General features: G+C 65.0%; 18 protein-coding genes and 1 other RNA gene. 10 read left to right on the forward strand and 9 right to left on the reverse strand.

Translation table 11 applies throughout. The annotated features are described in order from the left end of the window. Nucleotides 1-2: 2 nt before the first annotated feature. Together IVB31_RS06265 and IVB31_RS06270 are read left to right on the forward strand one after the other, a co-directional pair. Complete coding sequence (locus tag IVB31_RS06265) at nt 3-2,171, forward strand: xanthine dehydrogenase family protein molybdopterin-binding subunit (protein WP_247319903.1); 2,169 nt, start codon at nt 3-5, stop codon at nt 2,169-2,171. Next, a complete protein-coding gene (locus tag IVB31_RS06270) occupies nt 2,168-3,511 on the forward strand; it encodes a cytochrome c (protein WP_247319904.1) in 1,344 nt (447 codons plus the stop codon). Before IVB31_RS06265 ends, IVB31_RS06270 begins: the two co-directional genes overlap by 4 nt. A 151-nt stretch (nt 3,512-3,662) precedes the next feature. Here the strand turns inward: IVB31_RS06270 and IVB31_RS06275 are convergent, their stop codons facing one another. The 5 genes from IVB31_RS06275 to IVB31_RS06295 form a co-directional block, all read right to left on the reverse strand. Then, nucleotides 3,663-4,487, reverse strand: coding sequence for a TIGR00282 family metallophosphoesterase (locus tag IVB31_RS06275; RefSeq protein WP_247319905.1), 825 nt, complete (start codon nt 4,485-4,487; stop codon nt 3,663-3,665). Then, entirely contained in the window at nt 4,465-5,061 is a 597-nt protein-coding gene (locus IVB31_RS06280; protein ID WP_247319911.1) for a 5-formyltetrahydrofolate cyclo-ligase, read from the reverse strand. Before IVB31_RS06280 ends, IVB31_RS06275 begins: the two co-directional genes overlap by 23 nt. A gap of 208 nt (nt 5,062-5,269) precedes the next feature. Next, a non-coding RNA gene (gene ssrS / locus IVB31_RS06285) (6S RNA) lies at nt 5,270-5,429 on the reverse strand. A gap of 207 nt (nt 5,430-5,636) precedes the next feature. Next, the gene (locus IVB31_RS06290) at nt 5,637-6,020 is read right to left on the reverse strand and encodes a cell division protein ZapA (protein WP_247319913.1); all 384 of its coding nucleotides are present in this window, start codon (nt 6,018-6,020) and stop codon (nt 5,637-5,639) included. Continuing rightward, nucleotides 6,017-6,307 carry a DUF4164 domain-containing protein gene (locus IVB31_RS06295; RefSeq protein WP_007599949.1) on the reverse strand — a complete coding sequence of 97 codons (291 nt, stop codon included), beginning with the start codon at nt 6,305-6,307 and terminating at the stop codon, nt 6,017-6,019. Before IVB31_RS06295 ends, IVB31_RS06290 begins: the two co-directional genes overlap by 4 nt. 408 nt (nt 6,308-6,715) lie before the next feature. Between IVB31_RS06295 and tkt the strand changes: the two genes are divergently transcribed. From tkt to IVB31_RS06335, 8 genes are all read left to right on the forward strand, one after another. Then, a complete protein-coding gene (gene tkt, locus IVB31_RS06300) occupies nt 6,716-8,707 on the forward strand; it encodes a transketolase (RefSeq protein ID WP_346730856.1) in 1,992 nt (663 codons plus the stop codon). A 171-nt stretch (nt 8,708-8,878) separates the two neighbouring features. Continuing rightward, complete coding sequence (gene gap, locus IVB31_RS06305) at nt 8,879-9,886, forward strand: type I glyceraldehyde-3-phosphate dehydrogenase (protein WP_247319915.1); 1,008 nt, start codon at nt 8,879-8,881, stop codon at nt 9,884-9,886. A 142-nt stretch (nt 9,887-10,028) separates the two neighbouring features. Then, complete coding sequence (locus tag IVB31_RS06310; RefSeq protein WP_247319916.1) at nt 10,029-11,225, forward strand: phosphoglycerate kinase; 1,197 nt, start codon at nt 10,029-10,031, stop codon at nt 11,223-11,225. Between the two features lie 67 nt (nt 11,226-11,292). Next, nucleotides 11,293-12,360 (forward strand): class II fructose-bisphosphate aldolase, encoded by a 1,068-nt coding sequence (gene fba, locus IVB31_RS06315; RefSeq protein ID WP_247319917.1) that lies wholly within the window; start codon nt 11,293-11,295, stop codon nt 12,358-12,360. 301 nt (nt 12,361-12,661) lie between these two features. Then, nucleotides 12,662-13,687, forward strand: coding sequence for a class I fructose-bisphosphate aldolase (locus IVB31_RS06320; protein ID WP_247319918.1), 1,026 nt, complete (start codon nt 12,662-12,664; stop codon nt 13,685-13,687). Nucleotides 13,688-13,690: 3 nt separating this feature from the next. Further along, entirely contained in the window at nt 13,691-14,380 is a 690-nt protein-coding gene (locus IVB31_RS06325; RefSeq protein WP_247319919.1) for a thiamine phosphate synthase, read from the forward strand. Nucleotides 14,381-14,388: 8 nt separating this feature from the next. Beyond that, the gene (locus IVB31_RS06330) at nt 14,389-15,498 is read left to right on the forward strand and encodes a tetratricopeptide repeat protein (RefSeq protein WP_247319920.1); all 1,110 of its coding nucleotides are present in this window, start codon (nt 14,389-14,391) and stop codon (nt 15,496-15,498) included. 97 nt (nt 15,499-15,595) lie between these two features. Further along, nucleotides 15,596-16,381 (forward strand): inositol monophosphatase family protein, encoded by a 786-nt coding sequence (locus IVB31_RS06335; RefSeq protein WP_247319922.1) that lies wholly within the window; start codon nt 15,596-15,598, stop codon nt 16,379-16,381. A gap of 29 nt (nt 16,382-16,410) precedes the next feature. Here the strand turns inward: IVB31_RS06335 and IVB31_RS06340 are convergent, their stop codons facing one another. The 4 genes from IVB31_RS06340 to IVB31_RS06355 form a co-directional block, all read right to left on the reverse strand. Beyond that, nucleotides 16,411-17,541, reverse strand: a complete 1,131-nt coding sequence (locus tag IVB31_RS06340) for an AAA family ATPase (protein WP_247319924.1) — start codon at nt 17,539-17,541, stop codon at nt 16,411-16,413. A 164-nt stretch (nt 17,542-17,705) separates the two neighbouring features. Continuing rightward, the gene (locus tag IVB31_RS06345) at nt 17,706-20,858 is read right to left on the reverse strand and encodes a multidrug efflux RND transporter permease subunit (protein WP_247319926.1); all 3,153 of its coding nucleotides are present in this window, start codon (nt 20,856-20,858) and stop codon (nt 17,706-17,708) included. A 157-nt stretch (nt 20,859-21,015) separates the two neighbouring features. Next, nucleotides 21,016-22,209, reverse strand: a complete 1,194-nt coding sequence (locus IVB31_RS06350; protein WP_247319929.1) for an efflux RND transporter periplasmic adaptor subunit — start codon at nt 22,207-22,209, stop codon at nt 21,016-21,018. Between the two features lie 307 nt (nt 22,210-22,516). Then, nucleotides 22,517-24,988 carry an autotransporter outer membrane beta-barrel domain-containing protein gene (locus IVB31_RS06355; protein ID WP_247319939.1) on the reverse strand — a complete coding sequence of 824 codons (2,472 nt, stop codon included), beginning with the start codon at nt 24,986-24,988 and terminating at the stop codon, nt 22,517-22,519. Nucleotides 24,989-25,004: the final 16 nt, after the last annotated feature.

The following is a 25,004-nucleotide window of genomic DNA, read 5'->3' on the forward strand; positions in this document are numbered from 1 at the left end:
CCATGAATGCCCATCATAACGTTTCCCGCCGCACGCTTCTGACCGGCGGCCTCGCGACCGGCTTCCTGCTCGCCTTCCATCTGCCGCTGCGCGCCGCCGTCAACGAGCCGGTGCAGCCGAAAGACACGACCGATGGCAAGTTCGCGCCCAACGCCTTCATCCGCATCGACGCGGACGGCGCCACGACTCTGGTGATGCCGCAAGTCGAGATGGGACAGGGAATCTACACCGCAGTTTCGATGATCCTGGCCGAGGAGCTCGACGCCGACTGGTCACAAGTCAAGCTGCTGCACGCACCCGCCAATGAGAAGCTCTACGGCAATCCGATTTTCATCATTCAGGCAACTGGAGGCTCCACATCGGTCCGGGCGTTCTGGAAGCCGCTGCGTGAAGCCGGCGCCAGCGCGCGTGCGATGCTGGTGCAGGCCGCGGCCGCGCAATGGCAGGTCGATGCCGCCAGCTGCACGACATCGAAGGGCCAGGTGACGCACAAGGCGAGCGGCCGGACGCTCTCCTATGGCGCGCTGGCGGCCGCCGCGAGCGGCCAGACGCCGCCCAAGGATGTCCCGCTCAAGGACCCCAAGGATTTTGTCTATATCGGCCAGCCGCTCAAGCGGCTCGATACCCCCGACAAGGTCAGCGGCAAGGCCGTCTACGGCATCGACGCCATCGTGCCGGGCATGAAGTTCGCGACGCTGGCGCAGTGCCCGGTGTTCGGCGGCAAGGTCGGCAAGGTCGATGACCGCGCCGCGAGGAAGATTCCCGGCGTGCGACAGATCGTGGTGCTCGACGATCTCGTCGCCGTTGTCGGCGATCACATGTGGGCGGCGAAGAAGGGCCTCGATGCGCTCGAGATCGAGTGGAACGAGGGACCCAACGCGAAGATCAATTCGAAGGCGGTCTGGGACGATCTGCGCGCCGCCAGCGAAAGGGACGGCGTCGTCGCCAAATCAACCGGCGACATTGCCAAGGGCCTCGCGGCCGGAGAAAAGATCGAGGCTTCGTTCGAACTGCCTTTTCTTGCCCACGCGACGATGGAGCCGCTGAACGCCACGGTTCATTGCAAGCCCGATTCCTGCGAGATCTGGACCGGAACGCAGATCATGGCACGTGTGCAGTCGGAGGCGGCGAAGGCGGCCGGACTTCCGGTCGACAAGGTGACCGTCAACCAGCATCTGCTGGGCGGCGGCTTCGGCCGCAAGCTCGAGCCGGACATGGTGGTGGCCGCCGTTCGCATCGCCAAGAAGGTCGATGGACCGGTCAAGGTGGTGTGGACCCGCGAGGAGGACATCCAGCACGACGTTTATCGACCGGTCTATCGCGATACGATCGCAGCGACCCTCTCGGGCGGCAAGATCGTCGGCTGGAAATACAAGATCGCCGGCGCGGCGATCATCGCGCGCTGGCTGCCGCCGGCGTTCCAGAAGGGCATCGACATCGACGCGATCGACAGCGCCACCGACGTGCCCTACGACATTCCTAATTTCCACGTTGAATATGTGCGGGCGGAACCGCCGGCGATACCGACCGGATTCTGGCGCGGGGTCGGCCCCAACAACAACGTGTTTGCGGCCGAGTGCTTCATGGACGAGCTGGCGCGCAAGGCCGGCAAGGACCCGGTCGAGTTTCGTCGCGCGATGCTAGGCAACCAGCCGCGCTTCCTGTCGGTCCTCAACCTCGCCGCGGAAAAGGCGGGCTGGGGTCAGCCGCTGCCGGCGCGCGTCGGGCGCGGCGTATGCCTGCAGCCGTCCTTCGGCAGCTTCATCGCCACGGTGGTGGAAGCGGAAGTCGACGAGCAGGGCGAGATCAATTTGCGCCATGTGACTTCGGTGGTGGATACCGGCATCGCCGTCAATCCGGATACCATCGTGGCTCAAGTCGAGGGTGGTCTGGTCTTCGGCCTCACCGCCGCGCTCTACGGCGAGATCACCATCGACAAGGGCCGCGTGCAGCAGTCGAATTTCCACGACTACCGGATGTTGCGCATCAATCAGACGCCGAAGATCGAGGTTCACCTCGTCAAGAGCGGCGAGGCGCCCGGCGGAATTGGCGAGACCGGCACGACGGCGGGACCGCCGGCGCTGCGCAATGCGATTTACGCCGCGACGGGCGTGGCGCTGCGGCGCCTGCCGATCGATCGGAAACTGCTGGCTGCGGGGAAGAAGGCATGAGCGGCAAGATGCGTATCCTCACTGGCTTCGTCGTGATCGCCATCCTCGTGGTCGTGCTCGGCGTCTGGATCATCCGCGGGCCAGGCCCGCTCGACTTCGCCGGCGGCGCGAAAGTGGCGCTGGCGGATAACCGCGCCGGCAAGCCGACCGGCGTGCCGGCCAAGCTCGAGAAGGCGAGCCTGGTCGAACGCGGCGAATATCTCGCCAAGGCGGCCGACTGCATGGTCTGCCACACCAAGCCCGGCGAGAAGGACTATTCTGGCGGGCTGGGCTTCAAGCTGCCGTTCGGCACGCTCTATTCCACCAACATCACGCCGGACAAGGACACCGGCATCGGCAATTACAGCGACCAGGATTTCCTCAACGCGGTCCAGCGCGGCAAGCGCCATGACGGCGCCCGGCTCTATCCGGCGATGCCGTACACCTCCTACACCTACATGACCGACGACGACGCTTTGGCGGTGAAGGCCTATCTGTTCAGCCTGCCGGCGGTGCGCGCGAAGCCGCCGGAGAACACGCTGTCGTTCCCGTTCAACCAGCGCTGGGCGATGATTGTCTGGTCGGCCGTATTCAATCCGGACACGCGCTTTACGCCCGACACCTCGAAGAGCCCGGAATGGAATCGCGGCGCGTATCTCGTTGAGGCGCTCGCGCATTGCGGCGAGTGCCACACGCCGCGCAATCTCGGCTTTGCGCTGGATAACCGCAAGAAGTTCGGCGGCGCGATCACCGCCGGCTGGCGCGCCTTCAACATTTCTTCCGACAAGGCGACTGGTCTGGGCAACTGGAGCGACGCAGATCTGATCTCGTATCTGTCGCTCGGCCATGCACCAGGCCACGGCTCGGCCTCGGGTCCGATGGGGGAAGCGGTCGACCACAGCTTCAGTCAGTTCGCGCCGGAAGATATCCGAAGCATCGTTGCGTATCTTCGCAGCGTGCCGCCGCAACCCTCGCCCGACCTGCCTGCCACCACGGCGCCGGTTGCACCCGCCTCGCACAAGGACGGCGTGACGGCGGACGCACGCGGCAAGATGCTGTTCGCCGGCGCCTGCGCGAGCTGCCATGGCTGGAGCGGCGAGAGCCCGGTGTCGCCGATGGCGACGCTGACCGGCACCTGGGCGGTGAACGATCCCGCGGCGACCAACGTCGCGCAGATCGTGATCTCGGGGACGAAGCGGCATACGCCTGACGGTGCGCTGTCGATGCCGGCGTTCGGCGAGGCGTATACCGACGACGAGATCGCGGCGGTGGCGAATTACGTCACGGCGCGATTCGGCACGAAGGGCTCGAAGCTGACGGCGAAGGATGTGGCGGAGCTGCGGGAGCAGACGGCGGAGTGAACTCATGTCGTCCTGGCGAAAGCCAGGACCCATTATCCCGACTGCTTGTTTGGCGAGACACCGTTTCCCTACGAGTGTGCCCCGTTACCATCGCTGGTGGTAATGGGTCCTGGCTTTCGCCAGGACGACACCAGAGCTGTGGCGCTGTGTGTCAGCTCAACCAGAACCTCGGCGTCGCCGGCTCCAGCCTTCCGCCCGCGCGCACCGGCGCGATCTTCAGCGCAAGTCCCGTCGCGTCGTCCGTCTCCACCGCCACGCCGCTGAGCGTTGCCGCACCCGCCGCTGGCTCGAACCGCCCCGACGGAATCCCCGACGTGAACCGCCGCAGCGGCTCTTCCTTCTGCATGCCGATGATGGAGTCGTAGTCGCCGGTCATGCCGGCATCCGTCATATAGGCAGTGCCGCCGGACAGGATCTGGTGGTCAGCGGTCGGCACGTGCGTGTGCGTGCCGACGACCAGGCTGGCGCGGCCGTCGCAGAAGAAGCCGATGCCCTGCTTCTCGCTGCTCGCCTCGCAATGGAAGTCGACCACGATGGCATCGGCGGCAACGCCGAGCGGACAGGCGCCGAGCTCGCGCTCCAGCGCTGCGAAGGGATCGTCGAACGGGGTCATGAAGACGCGCCCCAAAGCGTTGACGACGAGGGCGTGCTTGCCATTCTTGGTCTCGACCAGCGCCGCACCCCGGCCGGGCGTGCCGCGCGGATAGTTCGCCGGACGCACCAGGCGCTCGGCGCGCTCGATGAACACCAGCGCTTCGCGCTGGTCCCAGGAATGGTTGCCCAGCGTCACCGCATCGGCGCCGGCATCGAGAAACTCCTGATAGATCGCTTCCGTGATGCCGAAGCCGCCGGCGGAATTCTCGCCGTTGACGACGACGAAATCGAGCGACCAGTCCTTGACCATGCCGGGCAGATATTCGGCGATGGCGTTGCGGCCGCTACGGCCGACGACATCACCCACGAAGAGAATGCGCAACTTCAGAACTCCGGAAATCAAATACGTCCGATTCCGTTAGCACATAATCCAGCGCCACGTCGTGGGATAGTGCCGGAACGGCCTTGATCTCCTGCGCTGCAAAAGCAAGCCCGATGCCGACGATGGTCTTGGCTTTGCGCAGATGCGCGAAGGTGTGGTCATAGTGCCCCGCACCATAACCGATGCGATGGCCGAGACGGTCGAACGCCGCGAGCGGCGTCAGCATGATATCGGGGATGACTTCAGCGGCTCCGGGCGACGGCTCGGGAATGCCGAGCGGGCCGAGCATCAGGCGATCGTTCGGATGGAAGATGCGGAAGATCAGCGACTGGCCGCGGGCGGTGACGCAAGGCAGCGCCAGCCGGGCGCCCTCCTCGGCGAGCTTCTTCATCAGCGGCATCGGATCGATCTCGCTGCGGATCGGCGAATAGCCGGAGACGATGCTGCCGGGCAGCAGCGTGAAGGGCAGTCCGCGCTTGGCGAGCTTTGCGGCGGCGACGGCGCGCTTCTTTTCGCTCAGCGCATCGCGCGCCGCGAGGGCTTTGGCGCGGAGTTCGGCTTTGGAGTTGGACATGTGCGCTTGCTCCGAAGGCGAAGTCCTGCTCCGCCGTCATCACCCGCCTTGTGCGCCCTTGCGCACTGGAGCGGGTGATCCAGTATTCCAGAAGCGGTCGTGATTCACACAAAGGCCGCGGCGTACTGGATGCCCCGGTCGAGCCGGGGCATGACACTTGTTGAACTGGCCGCAGTCGTTTCAACAAGCACAACCAAGCAAACAAAAGTGCGAAGCCGCGGCCGCCGTTGAAGCGCTCGATCCCGGAGTTCCCTACGAAAGTAGGTGGGCACCATATGTCCGAGCCCACGGGCCCGGCCAGGGACAGTTCCCTAAAGGATCGATAAGGCCCCGGGGATTATGGCTCCTGACGCGCGTCGCAGCCTCGCTTGGGCAATGTAACAACGATACTGACGAATCGCCATAGCGATCCAACGTGCCCGGACGGATGCGGCGAAAAAGCCGGGCCTGCATGGTTCGAGACGCCCGCCTGAGCGGGCTCCTCACCATGAGGGTCTCATAGCGCCGCAAAACAGGACCTCATCCTGAGGAGCCCGCGGCAGCGGGCGTCTCGAAGGATGGCCACAAGGAAACGCCTACCCGATCGCAATCCCATTCCCCACCGTCCGGTTCAGGACCTGGGTCGACTTCTCGATGCGCTCGGCGGCGGCGTTCAGTGCGTTCACGACCGCGGTCTGCGTCAACCGGGCGCGCTCGACGGCGGCGTTGCGGAAATCCCTCAGTTCGGTCAGCTCCTGCTCCATCGTGCGGATGCGGTTGCCGGAATCGACCAGCTCGTCACAGACTGTCAGCGCCGCCATCACGGTGAGCCTGGCATCACCGATCTCGCCGAATTTTCCGCGCAGGGACTGGATCCGCGTCTCCAGGCTTTCGGCGAGCTTGAGCAGCCGCACCTCCTGGCCCTCCTCGCAGGCCATGCGGTATTGCCGGCCGTTGATGGTGACGTTGATGTGGCTCATCCGTCCTCTCCGGTATCGAGCACCGAGCGTATCGTGACGATCGCGGAATCCAGCCGATCGGAGATCTCGCGGCTGGAGCGCTCGAGCTTGCGCGCCTTCACCAGCGCGCCGTCGAGCTCGTCGGCAAGCCGCGAGCGGTCCGCGCCCAGCGCCTGGATCCGCGCCGCGAGCTCGTTCTCGTCGCGGTCGGCATCGCGCCGCCGCTCCACCGCGCTTTCGAGCGAGTCGAGCGCCGCCATGAGCCTGCGGGTCGCGATCTCGATCTCGACGGCCGAGGACTCGGTCATGGCAGAGCTGTTGGATACGCGATCGTTCATGCAGTCAGCGGCGGAACCTGTGGCCTTGCCCTTGGGGTTTTCCGTGGGCTTTTCCTGGGGCTTGCCGTCCGGCAAAAGACTCGGTTCGGCAAGCGGTTAGAAGCAGAAATTTACGTGGCAAGCTAGGGAAGCGCAACGCCGCCGCGAAACTATGCACCGATCTTGCGGGGGGCATGATCTGGCCGGAAAACCGGCCTGCACTTTGCGCTAACGCGGCCCTGCGGGTCCGGATCATGCCGTAAGCAACTTTTGCGGCCAAACCGGCGTTTGATTGCCTTGGCCTGCCGGAACCGAGATGCTATCCCAGCCGCGACCCCAGCGGCCGAAAGGCTCCTCCCGGCGCGGCGAAAATCGCCACAAGCGCCTCATTTCAAGCGGATTTCAGACATGACGCAGGTCGATCAAAACCGTATGGCCAACGCGATCCGCGGCCTTGCCATGGACGGTGTCGAGAAGGCGAAATCGGGTCATCCGGGGCTGCCGATGGGCGCCGCCGACATGGCGACCGTGCTGTTCACGCAATTCCTGAAATTCGACGCCGCCGCTCCCGCCTGGCCCGATCGCGACCGCTTCGTGCTCTCGGCCGGCCACGGCTCGATGCTGCTGTATGCGCTGCTCTACCTCACCGGCAGCTCCGAGATGACGATCGACCAGCTCAAAAACTTCCGCCAGCTGGGATCGCTCACGCCAGGACATCCCGAACACGGCCACACCAAGGGCGTCGAGACCACCACCGGTCCACTCGGCCAGGGTATTGCGACCGCCGTCGGCATGGCTCTCGGCGAGAAGATGCTTGCCGCTGAGTTCGGCAAGAAGATCGTCGACCACCATACCTACGTGATCGTGTCGGACGGCGATCTGATGGAAGGCATCTCGCAGGAAGCGATCGCGCTGGCCGGGCACTGGAAGCTCAACAAGCTGATCGTGCTTTATGACGACAACGGCATCTCGATCGACGGTCCGACCTCGCTGTCCGACTCCGTGGACCAGGTGAAGCGGTTCAAGGCGTGCGGCTGGGCCGCCGAGAAGATCGACGGGCACGACCAGGCCGCGATCGCAGCCGCGATCACGCGCGCGCAAAAGTCGAACAAGCCCACCCTGATCGCGTGCCGCACCACCATAGGCTTCGGCGCCCCGCACAAGGCCGGCACCAACAAGGTCCACGGCGAAGCGCTTGGCGCCGACGAGCTCAAGGCCGCCAAGGAAAATCTCGGCATTTCGCTCGAGCCGTTCTCGGTGCCCGATGACGTGCTCAAGGCATGGCGCGAGGCCGGCAGCCGCGGTGCGACAGCCCGGCAAGAATGGGAGGGCCGTCTCGGCGAGCTCGGCAGCCGCAAGCGCGCCGAGTTCGAGCGGCGTCTCCGTCACGAGCGGCCCCCGGCGCTGGCGAAGGCGTTCAAAACCTACAAGAAGGAGCTGCTGGAGAAGCCGATGACAGCGGCGACCCGCAAATCCTCGGAAGCCGTGATCGAGGTGATCGCCGGCGCGATGCCGATGGAATTTCTGGCGGGCTCGGCCGATCTCACCGGCTCCAACAACAACAAGGCGAAGTCGGCAACCGCCTTTTCGGCCAAGACGCCGAAGGGCCGCTTCATCCATTACGGCATCCGCGAGCTCGGCATGTGCGCCGCGATGAACGGCGTTTTCCTGCACGGCGGCTTTGCGCCGAACGGCGCGACCTTCCTGGTGTTCACGGATTATGCCCGCCCGGCAATGCGGCTCGCCGCGCTGATGGGCGCCGGCGTGGTCTACGTGATGACCCACGATTCCATCGGTCTCGGCGAGGACGGTCCGACCCATCAGCCGGTCGAGCATTTGTCGGCGCTGCGGGCCATCCCGAACATGCGCGTGTTCCGGCCCTGCGATTCCATCGAGGTGGCCGAGTGCTGGGAGCTCGCGCTGAACCGCATCGACGGCCCGACAGTGCTGGCGCTGACGCGGCAGAACCTGCCGCAGCTGCGGACGAGCGTGAACGAAAACCCCTGCCAGTACGGTGCCTACGAGCTGGTCGCGGCCCAGGGCGACGCCAAGGCCACCCTGTTCGCTTCCGGTTCCGAGGTCGAGATGGCCGTCGCCGCCCAGAAGCAGCTCGCCGAGCGCGGCATTCCGACACGGGTGGTCTCGGTACCCTCCCTTGAGCTCTTGCTAGCGCAACCAAAGGAACGCCGTGACGCGATCATCGGCAACGCGCCGATCAAGGTCGCGATCGAGGCCGCCGTGCGTTGGGGCTGGGACGCCGTGATCGGCCAGGATGGCGAATTCATCGGCATGCATTCTTTTGGCGCCAGCGCCCCTCTCAACAAAATCTTCCCGCATTTCGGCATCACCGCCGAGGCTGCGGTGAACGCCGTGCTGAAGCGCGTTTCCTGAGAGTTGAGCTTGCCAAAAAAAAGGATTATCTAACTCCCCATATGATCAAGCATCGCCCGGCCGAACCGGGCGTCCGCCCTAAAAAAACCCTCGCAGGCGCGCTAAGCGCGTTGTGCGGGATGATTGGCGTTATCGAACACCCGTCATTGAACGGTCATAAGGAGACGAAACATGGCAGTCCGCGTCGGAATTAACGGTTTTGGCCGCATCGGCCGCAACGTCCTGCGGGCTATCGCCGAGTCCGGCCGCAAGGACATCGAGGTCGTCGGCATCAACGACCTCGGCCCGGTCGAAACCAACGCCCATCTGCTCCGCTTCGACAGCGTCCATGGCCGCTTTCCCGGCACCGTGACCGTCGACGGTGACTCGATCAGCCTCGGGGGCGCAAAGATCAAGGTGACCGCCGAGCGCGATCCCTCGAAGCTGCCCTGGAAGGATCTCGGCATCGACATCGCGCTGGAATGCACCGGCATCTTCACCTCGAAGGACAAGGCGTCCGCGCATCTGACCGCCGGCGCCAAGCGCGTGCTGGTCTCAGCGCCCGCCGACGGCGCCGACGCCACCATCGTCTACGGCGTCAACCACGACACGCTGAGCAGGGATCATCTGGTCGTTTCCAACGGCTCCTGCACCACCAACTGCCTTGCGCCGGTCGCCAAGGTGCTGAACGACCTCGTCGGCATCGAGACCGGCTTCATGACCACGATCCACGCCTATACCGGCGATCAGCCGACGCTCGACACCATGCACAAGGATCTCTATCGCGGCCGTGCGGCGGCGATGTCGATGATCCCGACCTCGACCGGCGCCGCCAAGGCGATCGGCCTGGTGCTGCCGGAGTTGAAGGGCAAGCTCGACGGCGTCTCGATCCGGGTGCCGACCCCGAACGTCTCGGTCATCGACCTCAAGATCGTCGCCAAGCGCGCCACCGACCCGAAGGAAATCAACGAGGCGATGAAGCGCGCCAGCGAGCAGCAGCTCAAGGGCATCCTCGGTTTCACCACAGCGCCGAACGTTTCGATCGATTTCAACCACGATCCGCATTCCGCCACGTTCCACATGGACCAGACCAAGGTTCAGAACGGCACGCTGGTGCGGGTGCTGGCCTGGTATGACAACGAGTGGGGTTTCTCGAACCGCATGGCGGACACCGCCGTCGCGATGGCGAAGGTGATCTAAGAACGTAGGTCCCATGTCCCGGACGCGGTGCAGCGCGCTTGCGCTGCTCCGCAGAGCCGGGACCCATGTCCCCCCGCGTAGGTCCCGGTTCTGCACAGCGGCACTTCGCGCCGCAATGCGCCCGGGACAAGAGAGCCAAGAGATGACCAACAAATTCCGCACTCTCGACGACGTTGACGTGAAGGGCAAGCGCGTGTTGCTGCGCGTCGATCTCAACGTGCCCATGGACAATGGGCGCGTCAGTGACGCGACTAGGCTCGAGCGCGTCGCACCGACCATCACGGAGCTCGCCGACAAGGGGGCCAAGGTCATCCTGCTCGCGCATTTCGGCCGCCCCAAGGGGCGGGATGCCAAGGACTCGCTCAAGCCCGTCGCCGAGGCGCTGGCGAAGGTCGTGAAGAAGCCCGTCGCCTTCGCCGAGGACTGCATCGGCGAGCCCGCGGACACGGCCGTTGCCGGCTTGAAGGACGGCGACATCCTCTGCCTGGAGAACACCCGCTTCCACAAGGAAGAGGAAAAGAACGATCCCGCCTTCGTCGCGGAGCTGGCCAAGCTCGGCGACATCTGGGTCAACGACGCGTTCTCCGCGGCGCACCGCGCGCACGCCTCGACCGAAGGCCTCGGCCACAAGCTGCCGGCCTATGCCGGCCGCACCATGCAGGCCGAGCTGGTCGCTCTGGAGAAGGCGCTGGGCTCGCCGACCAAGCCCGTCATCGCGATCATCGGCGGCGCAAAGGTCTCGACCAAGATCGACCTGCTCGAAAACCTCGTGACCAAGGTCGACGCGCTGGTGATCGGCGGCGGCATGGCCAACACCTTCCTGCACGCCCAGGGCGTCGGTATCGGCAAGTCGCTGGCCGAGAAGGATCTCGCCGCGACCGCGCTGCGCATCATGGAGAAGGCGGAAGCCGCCAACTGCGCGATCATCCTGCCGGTCGACGCCGTTGTCGCCTATCATTTCGCGGCCAACGCGCCGTCGCACGCCTATGGCCTCGACGCGATCCCGGCCGACGGCATGATCCTCGACGTCGGTCCGCAGTCGATCGCACGTGTCCATGCCGCCATCGACGATGCGGCGACCCTGGTCTGGAACGGACCGCTCGGGGCCTTCGAGATGCAGCCCTTCGACCGCGGCACGATGGCAGCCGCCAAGCATGCCGCCGAGCGCACCAAGGCCAAGAAGCTGATCTCGATCGCGGGTGGCGGCGACACCGTCGCGGCCCTCAACCAGGCCCATGTGGCCGGTCAGTTCACCTATGTTTCGACCGCCGGTGGCGCATTTCTTGAATGGATGGAAGGCAAGCCCCTGCCCGGCGTCGAAGTTCTGCGCACCAGATAATCAGTCGGCGAATAGTTAGCGGCCTTCAAGGAGTGGCCTTGCAGGCCCAAACGGGAGAAAAAGACACATGGCTCGGATCACGTTGCGTCAATTGCTCGACCATGCGGCTGAGAACGATTACGGCGTACCGGCCTTCAACATCAACAACATGGAGCAGGCGTTGGCGATCATGGACGCCGCCCACCAGGTCGACGCGCCCGTTATCATCCAGGCCTCGCGCGGTGCGCGCTCCTACGCCAACGACATCATGCTCAAGCACATGATGGACGCGGTGACCGAGATCTATCCGCACATCCCGGTCTGCGTGCATCTCGATCATGGCAACGGCCCGGACACCTGCATGACCGCGATCCAGGCCGGCTTCACCTCCGTCATGATGGACGGTTCGCTGAAGGCCGACGGCAAGACCCCGGCTGACTGGGGCTACAATGTCGGCGTCACCAAGACCGTGACCGACATGGCTCATCTCGGCGGCATTTCGGTCGAGGGCGAACTCGGCGTGCTCGGCTCGCTCGAGACCGGCATGGGCGACAAGGAAGACGGCCACGGCGCCGAGGGCAAGCTGTCCCACGACCAGTTGCTGACCAATCCCGACGAGGCCGTGAAATTCGTCCAGGAGACCGGCGTCGACGCGCTGGCGATCGCGATGGGGACTTCTCACGGTGCTTACAAATTTACCCGCAAGCCCGACGGCGACATCCTCGCCATGAAGGTGATCGAGGAGATCCACCGCAAGCTGCCGAACACGCACCTCGTCATGCACGGCTCCTCGTCGGTGCCGCAGGACCTGCAGGACATCATCAACGCCTATGGCGGCAAGATGAAGCCGACCTGGGGCGTGCCTGTTACCGAGATCCAGCGCGGCATCAAGAACGGCGTGCGCAAGATCAACATCGACACCGACAATCGCATGGCGATGACCGGCCAGATCCGGAAAGTGCTCAAGGACAATCCGGAAGAGTTCGACCCGCGCAAATACCTGAAGCCCGCGATGGAGGCGATGACCAAGCTGTGCAAGCAGCGGCTCCAGGAATTCAACACCGCGGGGCAAGCCTCCAAGATCAAGAAGGTGCTGACGACAGCCGAGATGGCCAAGCGCTACGCCAAGGGCGAGCTGGCCCCGAAGGTGGCGTGAAGCCCGGCGTGCTCTATCGTCTCCCTCGCCCCGCCCTCCGCGGGGAGAGGGCGGGGTGAGGGGTTGCTTCCGCAAAGGCGGTGACAGCCGAACTCGCGGAGAGTCCCCCTCACCGGGAATCCGCGCCAATCGCGCGCCTTCCGACCTCTCCCCGCAAGCGGGGCGAGGTGAAGAGCCGTCCGGCCGGCCCTCCGCTGCCCAGCCATCGCCTTTTACCCTGCGACGAACGTTAACTCGGCATTTGCCCGAGAACGGTCTATTTTCACGGGCAAGGGCAGAATCGTTTTGGGAGGACATCTCGATGAATCTGACTGAGCTCAACAGGATCGCGACCGCCATGGTCGTATCAGGCAAGGGCATCCTCGCCGCCGACGAATCCTCCGGCACCATCAAGAAGCGCTTCGACGCGATCGGCGTGGAATCGACCGAAAGCAATCGCCGCGACTATCGCGAGATGCTGTTCCGCTCGAAGGAGGCCATGAGCCAGTACATTTCCGGCGTGATCCTCTATGACGAGACGATCGGACAGGACGCAAGGGACGGCACGCCACTGGTCAAGCTGATCGAACAGAGCGGCGCCATTCCCGGCATCAAGGTCGACGAAGGCACGCAAGCCTTGCCGATGTGCCCGGGTGAAACGGTCACCGTCGGGCTCGACAGGCTCGCCGAGCGGCTGAAGACATATTACGAGCGCGGCGCGCGCTTCGCCAAATGGCGCGCGGTGATCGATATCGGCAGCGGCATCCCCTCGATGACCGCGATCAGCGTCAACGCCCACGCGCTGGCGCGCTATGCGGCGCTGTGCCAGGCTGCGCAGATCGTGCCGATCGTCGAGCCGGAGGTGCTGATGGACGGCGATCACGACATCGACCGCTGCTACGAGGTGACGAGCCGCGTGCTCAACAAGACGTTTCAGGAATTGCGCGTGCAGCGCGTCGCGCTCGAGGGCATGGTGCTGAAGCCGAACATGGCGGTCTCCGGCAAGAAGTGCGCGAAGCAGGCTTCCGTCGAGGAGGTCGCGGAGAAGACGGTACGCCTCCTCAAGGCCTGCGTGCCAGCGGCGGTGCCCGGCATCGCCTTCCTCTCCGGCGGCCAGTCGGATGAAGAGGCAACTTCGCATCTCAACGCCATGCACAAGCTCGGTCCGCTGCCCTGGGGCCTGACCTTCTCCTATGGCCGCGCGCTCCAGGCCGCGCCGCAGAAAGCCTGGTCCGGCAAGACCGAGAATGTCGCAGCCGGACAGCGCGCGTTCAGCCATCGCGCGCGAATGAACAGTCTAGCCTCAAGGGGCGAATGGCACAGCAGCCTGGAAAAGAAGGCAGCCTAGATCTTGTCGAACAAATCGCCTCCGCCGCGCCCTGCGCCGCGTCTCTATCTCGCGACGCCTGTTGTCGAGGATCCCGCTGCGCTCGTCGCCGAGCTGCCCGGTCTGCTCGCCTCCGCCGATGTCGCTGCCGTGCTGCTGCGGCTAAAGGAGACCGACCAGCGCAGCATGATCTCGTGCATCAAGGCCCTGGCGCCGCCGGTCCAGAAGGCGGGTGCCGCGCTGCTCGTCGATGGCCATGCCGAACTGGTCGCGCGCGGCGGTGCCGACGGCGCGCACCTCCCCGGCATCGCCGCTCTGAAAGAGGCGCTCCCATCGCTGAAGCCCGATCGCATCGCCGGCGTCGGCGGGCTGACGACGCGGCACCATTCCATGGATGCGGGCGAGATAGGCGCAGACTATGTGCTGTTCGGCGAACCTGACGCGAAGGGCCAGCGTCCCTCGTCGCAAGCAATTGCCGAGCGGCTGGATTGGTGGGCCGAGTTGTTCGAGCCGCCCTGCGTCGGCTTTGCCATGTCGCTGGAAGAGGCCTACGAGTTCGCCGCCAGCGGCGCCGATTTCGTGCTGGTCGGCGAGTTCATCTGGGCCGATCCGCGCGGGCCGAAGGCCGCGCTGATCGAGATCGACGCCGCGATCAAGAAGGGCCATGCGGCTGCGCTTGCGGGGCAGGGTATTGCGGGTCAGGAGCACGGCTAGCGCCCGACATGAAGCTCCCGCACATGACCATGCTGGCTACGCTGCTGCTGACAGCGCCCGCGGCCGCGCAGCTCCAGATCACGCCGCCGGCGGCAATGCCGAACCCATCGGCCGAGAAACAGAAGCCCAAGCCGCCCCGGGTCGCCAAGAAAAAGGAGGTCGCGCCGGCACCCAAGCCTTCGACCTCCCCCAAGCCTTCGGCCTCCCCCGCGTCCCCCAAACCTTCAGCCTCCCCCAAGCCGGCCCCGGCCGCGACCGTGATCCCGGCGCCTCCGACCGACAATTCCAACGTCGATCTGGTGTTCGGCGCCTATCAGCGCGGCCAGTACAAGACCGCCTTCGATCTCGCCACCGCCCGTGCCGCGGCCGGCGATCCCAAGGCGATGACGATGCTGGGCGAGCTCTATTCCAACGCCATGGGCATCCGGCGCGACTACGCCAAGGCGCTGCAATGGTACAAGCGCGCGGCCGATGCCGGCGACCGCGAGGCGATGTTCGCACAGGCCATGCTGCGCATGACCGGCCGCGGTGGCCCGGTGGACAAGAACGAGGCGGTCAAGCTGATGGCGTCCGCCGCCAAGCTCGGCGAGCCCAAAGCGGCCTATAACCTCGCGCTGCTCTATCTGGACGGCCAGACCTTGCCGCAGGACGTCAAGCGTTCCGCCGAGCTGCTGCGCCAGGCCGCCGATGCCGGCCTGCCGGAGGCGCAATACGCGCTCGCAACCTTTTACAAGGAAGGCACCGGCGTACCGAAGGACCCCGAAAGGGCGGTGCGGCTGCTGCAGGCCGCCACGCTGACCGACAATGTCGATGCCGAGGTCGAATACGCCATCGCACTGTTCAATGGCACCGGCACGCCGAAGAACCAGCCGGCGGCGGTTGCCCTGCTCCGCAAGGCCTCCCGCCAGGGCAGCGCGATCGCACAGAACCGGCTGGCCTGGGTGCTGATCAACGGCATGGGGACATCCGTGGACAAGGTCGAAGGCTTTAAATGGCATCTTGTGGCCAAGACAGCCGGCAAGGGCGATCCGGAGCTGGACAAGCAATTCTCCGATTTGCCAGCCGAGGACCGCGCCAAGGCCGAGGCGGCCGCCAGAAAATGGCTCGGGACCAAATGACTTGACGCAATGACTTGACGTTAGGCCCCTCGCAGGGCACCCCATCCCCCAAACAGGCGCGATTTCGCGCCATTTCCCCCGATCAAGACCAGAGCTCATGCTGTATTCCGCAACTATCAACGTCATGGTCAAGGCCGCGCGCCGCGCCGGCCGCAGCCTCAAGCGCGATCTCGGCGAGATCGAGCATTTGCAAGTCTCGCTGAAGGGGCCGGCCAATTTCGTCTCGCTCGCCGACAAGCGCGCCGAGGAGATCCTCTACCAGGACCTCGCCAAGGCCCGCCCCGGCTACGGCTTCATCGGCGAGGAAGGCGGCATGCGGGAAGGCTCCGACAAGAGCCACACCTGGATCGTCGATCCGCTCGACGGCACCACCAACTTCCTGCACGGCATCCCGCAATTCGCGATCTCGATCGGCCTGTCCCGCGAAGGCACGATCATCGCCGGCGTGATCTACAACCCCGCCAATGACGAGCTCTACATCGCCGAGCGCGGCAAGGGTGCCTTCCTCAACGACCAGCGCCTGCGCGTCGCCGGCCGTCGCCAGCTCAACGAATGCGTGGTGGCCTGCGGCCTGCCCCATATCGGCCGCGGCGACCACGAGGAATTCCGCCGCGAGATGACCGCGATCCAGGACCGCGTCGCGGGCTTGCGCCGCTTTGGCGCCGCCTCCCTCGACTTGGCCTTCGTCGCCGCCGGCCGCCTCGACGGCTATTGGGAGCGCAATTTGCAATCGTGGGACATCGCGGCAGGCATGATCATGCTGCGCGAGGCGGGAGGAACGATCACCGACATCGACACGCCCGGCGATGTCCTGGTGACGGGCAATGTCGTGTGCGGGAATGAGTTCGTGCACGGGGAATTGGTGAAGATTTTGCGGAAGTAGGAACGGTAGCGCGACGGCACGATCGGCAGCTAAGCGTCGTCGTCATCTTCCGGTTCCTCGTCGCGATATTCACCGCCGATGGTCAGGCCCTCGATGGCCGTTGCGCCTTTCGACTTGATCACCCGGCGAAGCGGGACCGAACTCTCGCATCGCAATGCCTCCATCAGCTGTTCCGAATGGGTGACGATCCAGATGTCGGCGCGGCTTGATGCCTTGGCGATCAGCCGGGCCAACGGCGCCAGCAGCGACGGATGCAGGCTGGTCTCGGGTTCGTTCAGCGCGATGAACGGCGGTAGCCGATAGCCCATGAACACCGCAAGCAGGCAGATGTATTTCAGCGTCCCGTCGGACAGTTCATGAGCCCCGAACGGCCGCGGCATGTCCTCCAGTTGCAGAGCGAATTCGCACACGCCGTTGTTTTCCCATGCACTGAGCTCGGCGCCAGGGAATGCATCCTCGATCGCGTCCTGGATGTCGGTGGCGTCCTGCCGAATGGTATAAAGTGTCGCCAGGGCGGCAGCCAGATCGCTTCCATCAGCGCTGAGCGAGGGCGTCGTGATCGCCAGGCAGGGCTTTCGGATCAGCGATGCCGGATCGGTACGGAAATCGTGATAGAAGCGCCAGCCCAGCATCGCGTTTCTGATCAGATCGATCTCGGGGCATTCCTTGCCGTTGTAAAAACCCGCTAGCGCCGGCTCGGACGGCAGCACCGCATCCTTGTGGTTGACCCATGCGCCGCTGTCGTCGCGGACGCTGACGAGCGAATTCTTCCGCTCCATCAGTTTAACCGTTCGCTTGCCCTGCGTCGTCTCGATGCTTTCTTCCTTGATCATCGGCTCGCCGCGAAACGACGCCGAAAGCGGGCTGGGAAATCCGATCTCAATGGAATATTTCAGGCGATCGAACCTGGCCGACAATTGCAGTCGCCCGTCCTCGCCGCGTTTGCGGATGCCCGACCAGCAGACCGAATTCAATCCGCCTTCGTCGGCGATCGTCCGCGTGATCCGCCCGGTCGCCGCGTCGCGCAACAGCGACAGGGACTTGTAGAGATTGGATTTGCCGACACCATTTTCGCCGACAAAGACCGACAAGGGGTGGATGGGTATGGAGAGCCGCCGGATGGAGCGATAGTTGGAGATCGCAATATCGGTCAGACGCATCACTTGCTCTCAATCGGCGGGCTGGCTGTGCATTCTCCTGTGGTGCGAGTACACGCCATTTCAATCCAGAGATGCAGTCTGGATCGACTGACCCGGGAAGGCAAGCTTTGTGCTCGTCGTTCCCGGGCGGCCCTCTTGGCCGAGCCCGGGAGTGACGATGTGCCCTACATCTGCACCGGCGCCGGCGGCCCATACATCTCGGGCCCCTCCGCCTCCTTCTCCCGATCCCCCGCCAGCACGCGCTGCACCGAGACGAAGAACACCGGCACCATCAGCAGCGCCAGGATCACCACCGCGATCATGCCGCCCATCACCACCGAGCCGAGCGCCTGCTGGCTGGCGCCGCCGGCGCCGTGGGCGATCGCCATCGGCAGCACGCCGCAGATGAAGGCGAGGCCGGTCATCAGGATCGGGCGGAAGCGCAGGCGGCAGGCCTCGATGGTGGCGTCCACCAGCGGCTTGCCTTCTTTTCGCAGATCCTTGGCGAACTCGATGATCAGGATCGCGTCCTTTGCCGCCAGCCCGATGATGGTGATCAGGCCGACGGTGAAATAGACGTCGTTGGGCAGGCCGCGCAGCTGTGCGGCGACCACCGCGCCGACGATGCCGAGCGGCACGGTGAGCAGCACCGCGAGCGGAATGGTCCAGCTCTCATAGAGCGCGGCCAGGCACAGGAATACCACGAACACCGACAGCGCCAGCAGGAACGGCGCCTGCGAGCCCGACAGCTTCTCCTGCAGCGACTGCCCCGTCCATTCATAGCCGAAGCCGCGCGGCAGCTTGCTGGAAAGCCGCTCCATCTCGGCGATGGCATCGCCCGAGGTGAAGCCGGGTTTCGCCTCACCCGAGATGCGCACCGCCGGATAATAGTTGAAGCCGGCGATCTGCGTCGGGCCGCGCGCCCATTCGACCGTGGTGAAGGACGAGAACGGCACCAGTTGGCCGCGGCTGTTCTTGACGTTGTAGTTGAGGATGTCCTCAGGTTTCATGCGGTCGCGCGCGTCGGCCTGCACCACGACGCGCTGCATGCGGCCGCGGTTCGGGAAGTCGTTGATGTAGTTCGAGCCGAGATTTGTCGAGATCGTGTTGTTGATGTCCTCGAAGGTGACGCCGAAGGCACCGGCCTTCTCGCGGTCGATCACGAGATTGACCACGCCGGCCTCGGGCAGGCCCTCGACATAGACCTTCTGCAGCACGGAGCTCGCATTGGCCTCCGCGATCAACTGGTCGGCGGCGCGCATCAGCGCGGAATAGCCCTTCTGGCCGCGATCCTGAAGGCGGAACGAGAAACCCGATGAATTGCCGAGATTGTCGATCGGCGGCGGCTGCAGCGCGGAGATTTTCGCGTCGTGGATCGACGACGACAGATCGCGGTTGATGTCGGCGACGATTGCAGCGGCGGATTCCTTGGGCCCACGTTCCGACCAGTCCTTCAGCGTGATGAAGGCCTGCGCGGTGTTCATGCCCTGGCCGGAGAAGCTGAAGCCGGTGAGGAAGGTGACGTTGTCGACGCCCGGGCGCTGCGCCAGGTATTTTTCCACTTTCTCGATCACCGCCTCGGTCCGGCCATAGGACGAATCCGACGGCGTCTGCACGTCGGTGGTGACGAAGCCCTGGTCGTCAACGGGCAGGAAGCCGCCGGGCAGATTGACGAAGGCCCAGGACAGGCCGGCAAGCAGCGCGACATAGACCAGCATCAAGCGGCCGGTGCGCTTCAGCGAGAAGCCGACGGTGCGGGAATAGCCTTCCTTGCTGCCATCGAGCATGCGGTTGAACCAGCCGAATACGCCTTTCTTGGCGTGACCATGGCCGGCAGCAACGGGCTTGAGCAGCGTCGCACACAGCGCCGGCGTCAGCGACAGTGCGAGGAAGGCGGAGAAGCCGATCGCCGCAACCATGGTCACGGAGAACTGGCGGTAGATGATGCCGACCGAGCCCGGGAAGAACGCCATCGGCACGAACACGGCCATCAGCACCAGCGTGATACCGATGATGGCGCCGGTAATCTGCGACATCGCTTTCCGCGTCGCTTCCTTCGGCGGCAGCCCCTCCTCGGCCATGATGCGTTCGACGTTCTCGACCACGACGATGGCGTCGTCGACGAGGATGCCGACCGCGAGCACCATGCCGAACATCGAGAGCATGTTGATGGAGTAGCCGGCGAGCAGCAGCGTGGTGCAGGCGCCCAGCAGCGCCACCGGCACCACGATGGTCGGAATGATGGTATAGCGGATGTTCTGCAGGAACACGAACATCACGACGAACACCAGCACGATGGCTTCGACCAGTGTTGTCAGCACCTTCTTGATCGAGGCCTCGACCACGGGCGTGATGTTGTAGGGAATCTCGTAGCCGATATTGGCCGGGAAGAAGCGAGACAGCTCCTTCATCTTCTCCTCGACGGCGCTCGCGGTCGCTAGCGCATTGCCGGTCGGCGACATCAGCACGGACAGACCGGCGGTCGGCTTGCCGTCGAGACGGGTGTTGAACTGGTAGCTGAGGCCGCCGATCTCGATGCGCGCGACGTCGCGCAGCCGCACGGTCGAGCCGTCGGCATTGGCGCGCAGGATGATGGTGCCGAATTCATCCGGGGACGCAAGCTGGCCCTTGACCAGCACCAGCGCGGAGGTGCGCTGGGTCGCAGTCGACGGCTCGGCGCCGATGCTGCCCGAGGCGACCTGGGCGTTCTGCGCGGCGATGGCCTTGTTGACGTCGTCGGCGGTCAGGCCATAGCCGACCAGCTTTGCCGGATCGACCCAGACGCGAAGAGAACGCTCGGTCGAATAGAGCGTGGCGCGGCCGACGCCGGGGATGCGGCGGATCTCGCCGAGCACGTTGCGGATCATGAAGTCGCCCAGCCCGACTTCGTCGAGGCTGCCGTCGGTCGAGTTCAGGGTGATGATCTGGAGCACCGCGCTGGAGGCTTCCTCGATCAGGATGCCCTGCTGGATCACCGCGCGCGGCAGCCGCGCCTCGACCCGCTTGATGCGGTTCTGTACCTCGACCGAGGCCGCGCTGGTATCGGTGCCCGGCTGGAAATTGGCGATGATCTCGACCTGGCCGAGCGAGTCGCTGGTGGATTCGAAATTGAGGATGCCGGAAGCGCCGTTGAGCTCCTCCTCGATCAGCCGCGTGACGCTGTTGTAGAGGTTTTCCGGCGAGGCGCCGGGATAGCTGGTCGAGATCGAGATCGAGGGCGGCGCGATGATCGGATATTGCGCGATCGGCAGCAGCGGAATCGAAATTGCGCCGACCAGACAGATGAACAGCGCGACCACCCAGGCAAAGATCGGCCTGTCGATGAAGAAGCTCGCCATTTATACATTACCCTTGTTGTGTCACCAGTCCCTCATGGTGAGGAGCGCGGAACGCGCGTCTCGAACCATGAAGGCCCGGCTCTCGCCCGTGGCCATCCTTCGAGACGCCCGCTTCCAGCGGGCTCCTCAGGATGAGGGCTGAAGCACCTGTGACGACTTACCGCGTGGCCTTCTGGGCGTGCCGGTTGTCCGCGGTCGCATCCGCCTCCGACCAGGATTGCGGCTTGACCTTGTCGCCGGCGGCGAACTTCTGGAAGCCTTCGACCACGACCTTGTCGCCGGCCTTCAGGCCGTCGGTGACGAACCAGATGCCGTCCTGCACCGAGCCGGTGCGCACCGGCTGAACCGCGATGTGGTTGTCGTCCTTGACGACGAACACCTCGCTGCCGCCGCCGCCATTGCGCTGGATCGCCTGCTGCGGCACCGCGATCGCGTCGCTATCGAGGCCCTGGTCGATGCGGACGCGGACATACATGCCCGGCAGCAGCTCGCGCTTGGGATTGCGGAACTCGCCGCGCAAGGTCACCTGACCGGTATTGGCGTCGACCTTGGCGTCGGAGAACAATAGTTTGCCGTCGAGCGAGTAGAGGGTGTTGTCGTCGAGCACGAGATGCACCTTGGCGGCATCAGGCGCGATGCGCTCGAGGTCACCGCTCTCGAAGGCGCGGCGGAGCTGGTTGAGCTCGTTCACGGACTGGGTGAAATCGGCGTAGATCGGATCGAGTTGCTGGATCGTGGCGAGATTGGTCTCGTTCTGGACCGCGAGCGCGCCCTCGCTGACCAAGGCGGCACCGACGACGCCGTCGATCGGCGCGCGCACGGTGGCATAATCGAGATTGAGCTTGGCGCGTGCGAGGTCGGCCTTGCGGCCCTCGACCTCGGCATGGGCCTGGCGCTCGGCCGCGATCGCCTTCTCGTTCTCGGCTTCGGGCGCGGCGCGCTGGGCTGTGAGCGTGGCGATGCGGCGGGCCTGCTGCTGGGACTGCATCAGCGCGGCCTCGGCCTTGGCGACCGCGGCGTCGTTGGCCATCACCTCGACCTCGAACGGACGCGGATCGATCCGGTACAGCGGATCGCCGGCCTTCACCTCGCTGCCCTGTCGGAACAGGCGCTCGACCACGATGCCGGAGACGCGCGGCCGCACGTCGGACACCCGCGTCGGCGCAATGCGGCCCGGCAGCTCGCGCACCACGGCGCGCGGCTGCGGCTTGACGATGACGATGCTGACATCGGGGTCGTTGGGCTGGGCTGCTGAAATGGCGGAGCTGGATTCGTCGCAGCCTCCCAACAGCGGCGTAAAGGCCGCGAGCATCATTGCAACGCATGCCGATCGCGCGCGAAGTCCTGACATGAAGTTAAGTGCCCCGATATTGTTGAAACCGATGACGCGCCGCGGGGCCCGTTCTGGGCCATGGCACGCGGCTGATGCCGTCAAAATAGAGGGGACGTGCTGCGACGCAACGCACCTTGCGGGCGGCCCAATGTCACACGGCCTATGCTGCTGAAGTCAGGGCGCTTTTTGCGCCTCACCCGATTGTGAGTCCGGTTCCATCACCGCGTGCCGCGACGGAACATCGCAGCCGAGCGATATCCCATTTGAATCATCTGCGGCCCAGCCGGCGTTCCAGTGGCATGACGCTCCGATGCGAGCGCATGCTTCACCACGTCAAGCGGAAGCCCCCGGTGCCCTTGTAGTTGCGGTTGTCCGAGCCGTTGTTGAGGCTCGCATTGTAGGAGACTTCGCCGAAGACAGCGTAGCGCCCGTTGGCCCAGCTATAGGTGCCGCCGCCGCCGATGCTGCCCCACAGTCGGTCTTGCGCATTGGCAAAACCGGTGCCGGCGACATCGACGTTGGTGCCCTTGAGAAACTCGTAACGCAGATTGGCGATGCCGTAGACGTCGGAGCGCACGATGCCCGTGCCGTCGTTCCAGGTCCTCTGATGGTTGAGTGCAAGCCCGGCGCGGCCGAGCAGGCTGTCGCCATCGCGCAACGCGACCGGGGCGCCGAACCGATCGGCAAAGCCGTCGAAAGCGACCTTCGCATAGGAAAGCTGCGCCTGCGGCGTCAGCAGCCAGCCATTGCCCAAACCGATCCGCTTGCCGGTTTCGGCGCTGAAGGCATAACCGAGCCCTTCATTGCCGTGGATCAGGCTGCCGGCCAGCACGGACGACAGATCGCTGCGATAGAACATCGACTGCGCCTGACCATCGACATAGAAGCCGTTGTCGCCATACCAGGTCAGCGTGCTGCCGACGCCCGTCCCCTCGACGCGGATGCGCCCGTTGCCGAAGAACGAGGCGACATTGGCGGTCGTCAGGCCGTATTGTGCCGTGAGCCCGACGAACAACCGGCCCCGCTCGTTCTCAAACGCAAGGCCATCGAGCCCGGTCTGCACTTTCAGATGGTCGGCCTTGTAGGTCGAACCCGCAGTGTTGGAGGGCTGCAAGTCGGAATGCCCGCCTTCGATGCGGCCCCAGAACGCCGTCGGCGCCGGTGAAGCCGCGCCCGGCACCGTCGCCGCGCCACCGGCGCGCGCCATCGCATCGCTGCCGCCCCAATAGCGGTTGCCGACGCGCTGCTGCAGGGTCGGCAGATCATTCATGCCGAGCAGCACCTGCGCGTAGTTCTCGTATAGCGGAACGCCCGGCTGGTAGAGCGGACCCGGCGGCGTCGCGGGCGGCGGGTTGAGCAGGCTCGAGCGCAGATACCAATCGCCGTCGCCGGGACTGGCAATGCCGTTCTTCTGCAACGTATAGGCATAAGCGCCGCCGACCACCGCCTGCTCGCCGTGAAAAACATAGCTGCCCAAAAGCGAAAAGCTGCCGTTGGAGGCGCCTGCTACGTCGACCACCTTGATGCCGTCGACGGTCGGTGCGCCGGTGCCGCCGACATTGGTGACGCGCAGCGACGAAGTGCCCGACGTGCTGCCTTGCACCCGCAGCAGGTCGGTCGGCGAGCTGTCGCCGCCGAGCCGCGTGTTGAGCTGCACGGTGCCGCCACTGCCGACATAATTGCCGGCCACGGTCAGCGTGGTGCCCGGCGCGCCGCCGAGGCTAACCATGCCGGCGTTGGCCAGTGAAGTGAGCGTTTGATTGAAGCCGGCAAGGTCGAGCGTGCCGCCGGAGGCGACCGTGACGGCCGAGGCCACGCTGAATGTGTTGGCCGCCCCGGCGCGGAGGGTGCCGCCGTTCACGTTGGTCGCGCCGTTATAGGTATTGGCACCCGACAGCGTCTGGGTGCCGCCGGTGAGCGTCAGGCCGCCGGTGCCACCGATCACGCCGGCGAACTGATCGTTCGCATTGGTGATGGTGAGGTTCTTCGCGCCGAGCGCGACGGTGCCGGTTCCCGCCAGGCTTTGAATGCTGGTGCCGGCGGCAGTGATGCCCGAGACGTTGAAGATTCCGTTTGCGACGACCCGGCTTGACGCGGCAACCGAGCCACTACTGGCGAGGGCAAGCGTGCCGGCCTGGATCACCGTCGCACCGGTATAGGTATTGGCTGCGCGGAGATTGAAGGTACCCGCGCCGGTCTTTGTCAATCCGCCAATGCCGGAAAAACCGGAGCTCGCGCTCACGGTGAAAGCCTGGGTGTCGACGGTCAGCCCGCCTGTGGCGATGTTGAGTGTTCCCGCCGAAAATCCACCGATGAAGAAGGCGGTATTTATCCGGGCGCGCAGGATGGCGTTATCGAAATTGACCTGTCCGGTTCCGACAGCGACGCGTGCGAGAGTGTTCGTCTCGAGTGTGCCGCCACTATTGATATTGAGCGTGCCCGCGCCGCCAGCGAAGGTTCCGAGCGCAACCCCTGATTGGGCGACGACTCTGGCGCCGTTCTGGATGTTGAGTGTGCCATTGCCACTGGCGCCGATTTCGATCTGATCGCCGGATGTGATCCATTGCGATCCGGCGCCGCTGACAGTCACGGTGCCGTTGTTCCCGCCTGCGACTCCAATCGCGAGAGAAGCGCCGTTGCTCGTCAGCGTGCTGCCGTTCTGAATCGTCAGACTGCTGGAAGATCCGCCAAGCAAGATGCTTCCGGTCGCTCCAACTGCCGCGCCACTGGCACCGAGCACGGTCGGATTTGGCGAGGTCGAATTGATGTTGACGACGTTGCCCGCGATTGGGACCACTCCGCCCGACCAGTTG

The organism is Bradyrhizobium sp. 21, assembly GCF_023073335.1.
Classification (GTDB): Bacteria; Pseudomonadota; Alphaproteobacteria; order Rhizobiales; family Xanthobacteraceae; genus Bradyrhizobium.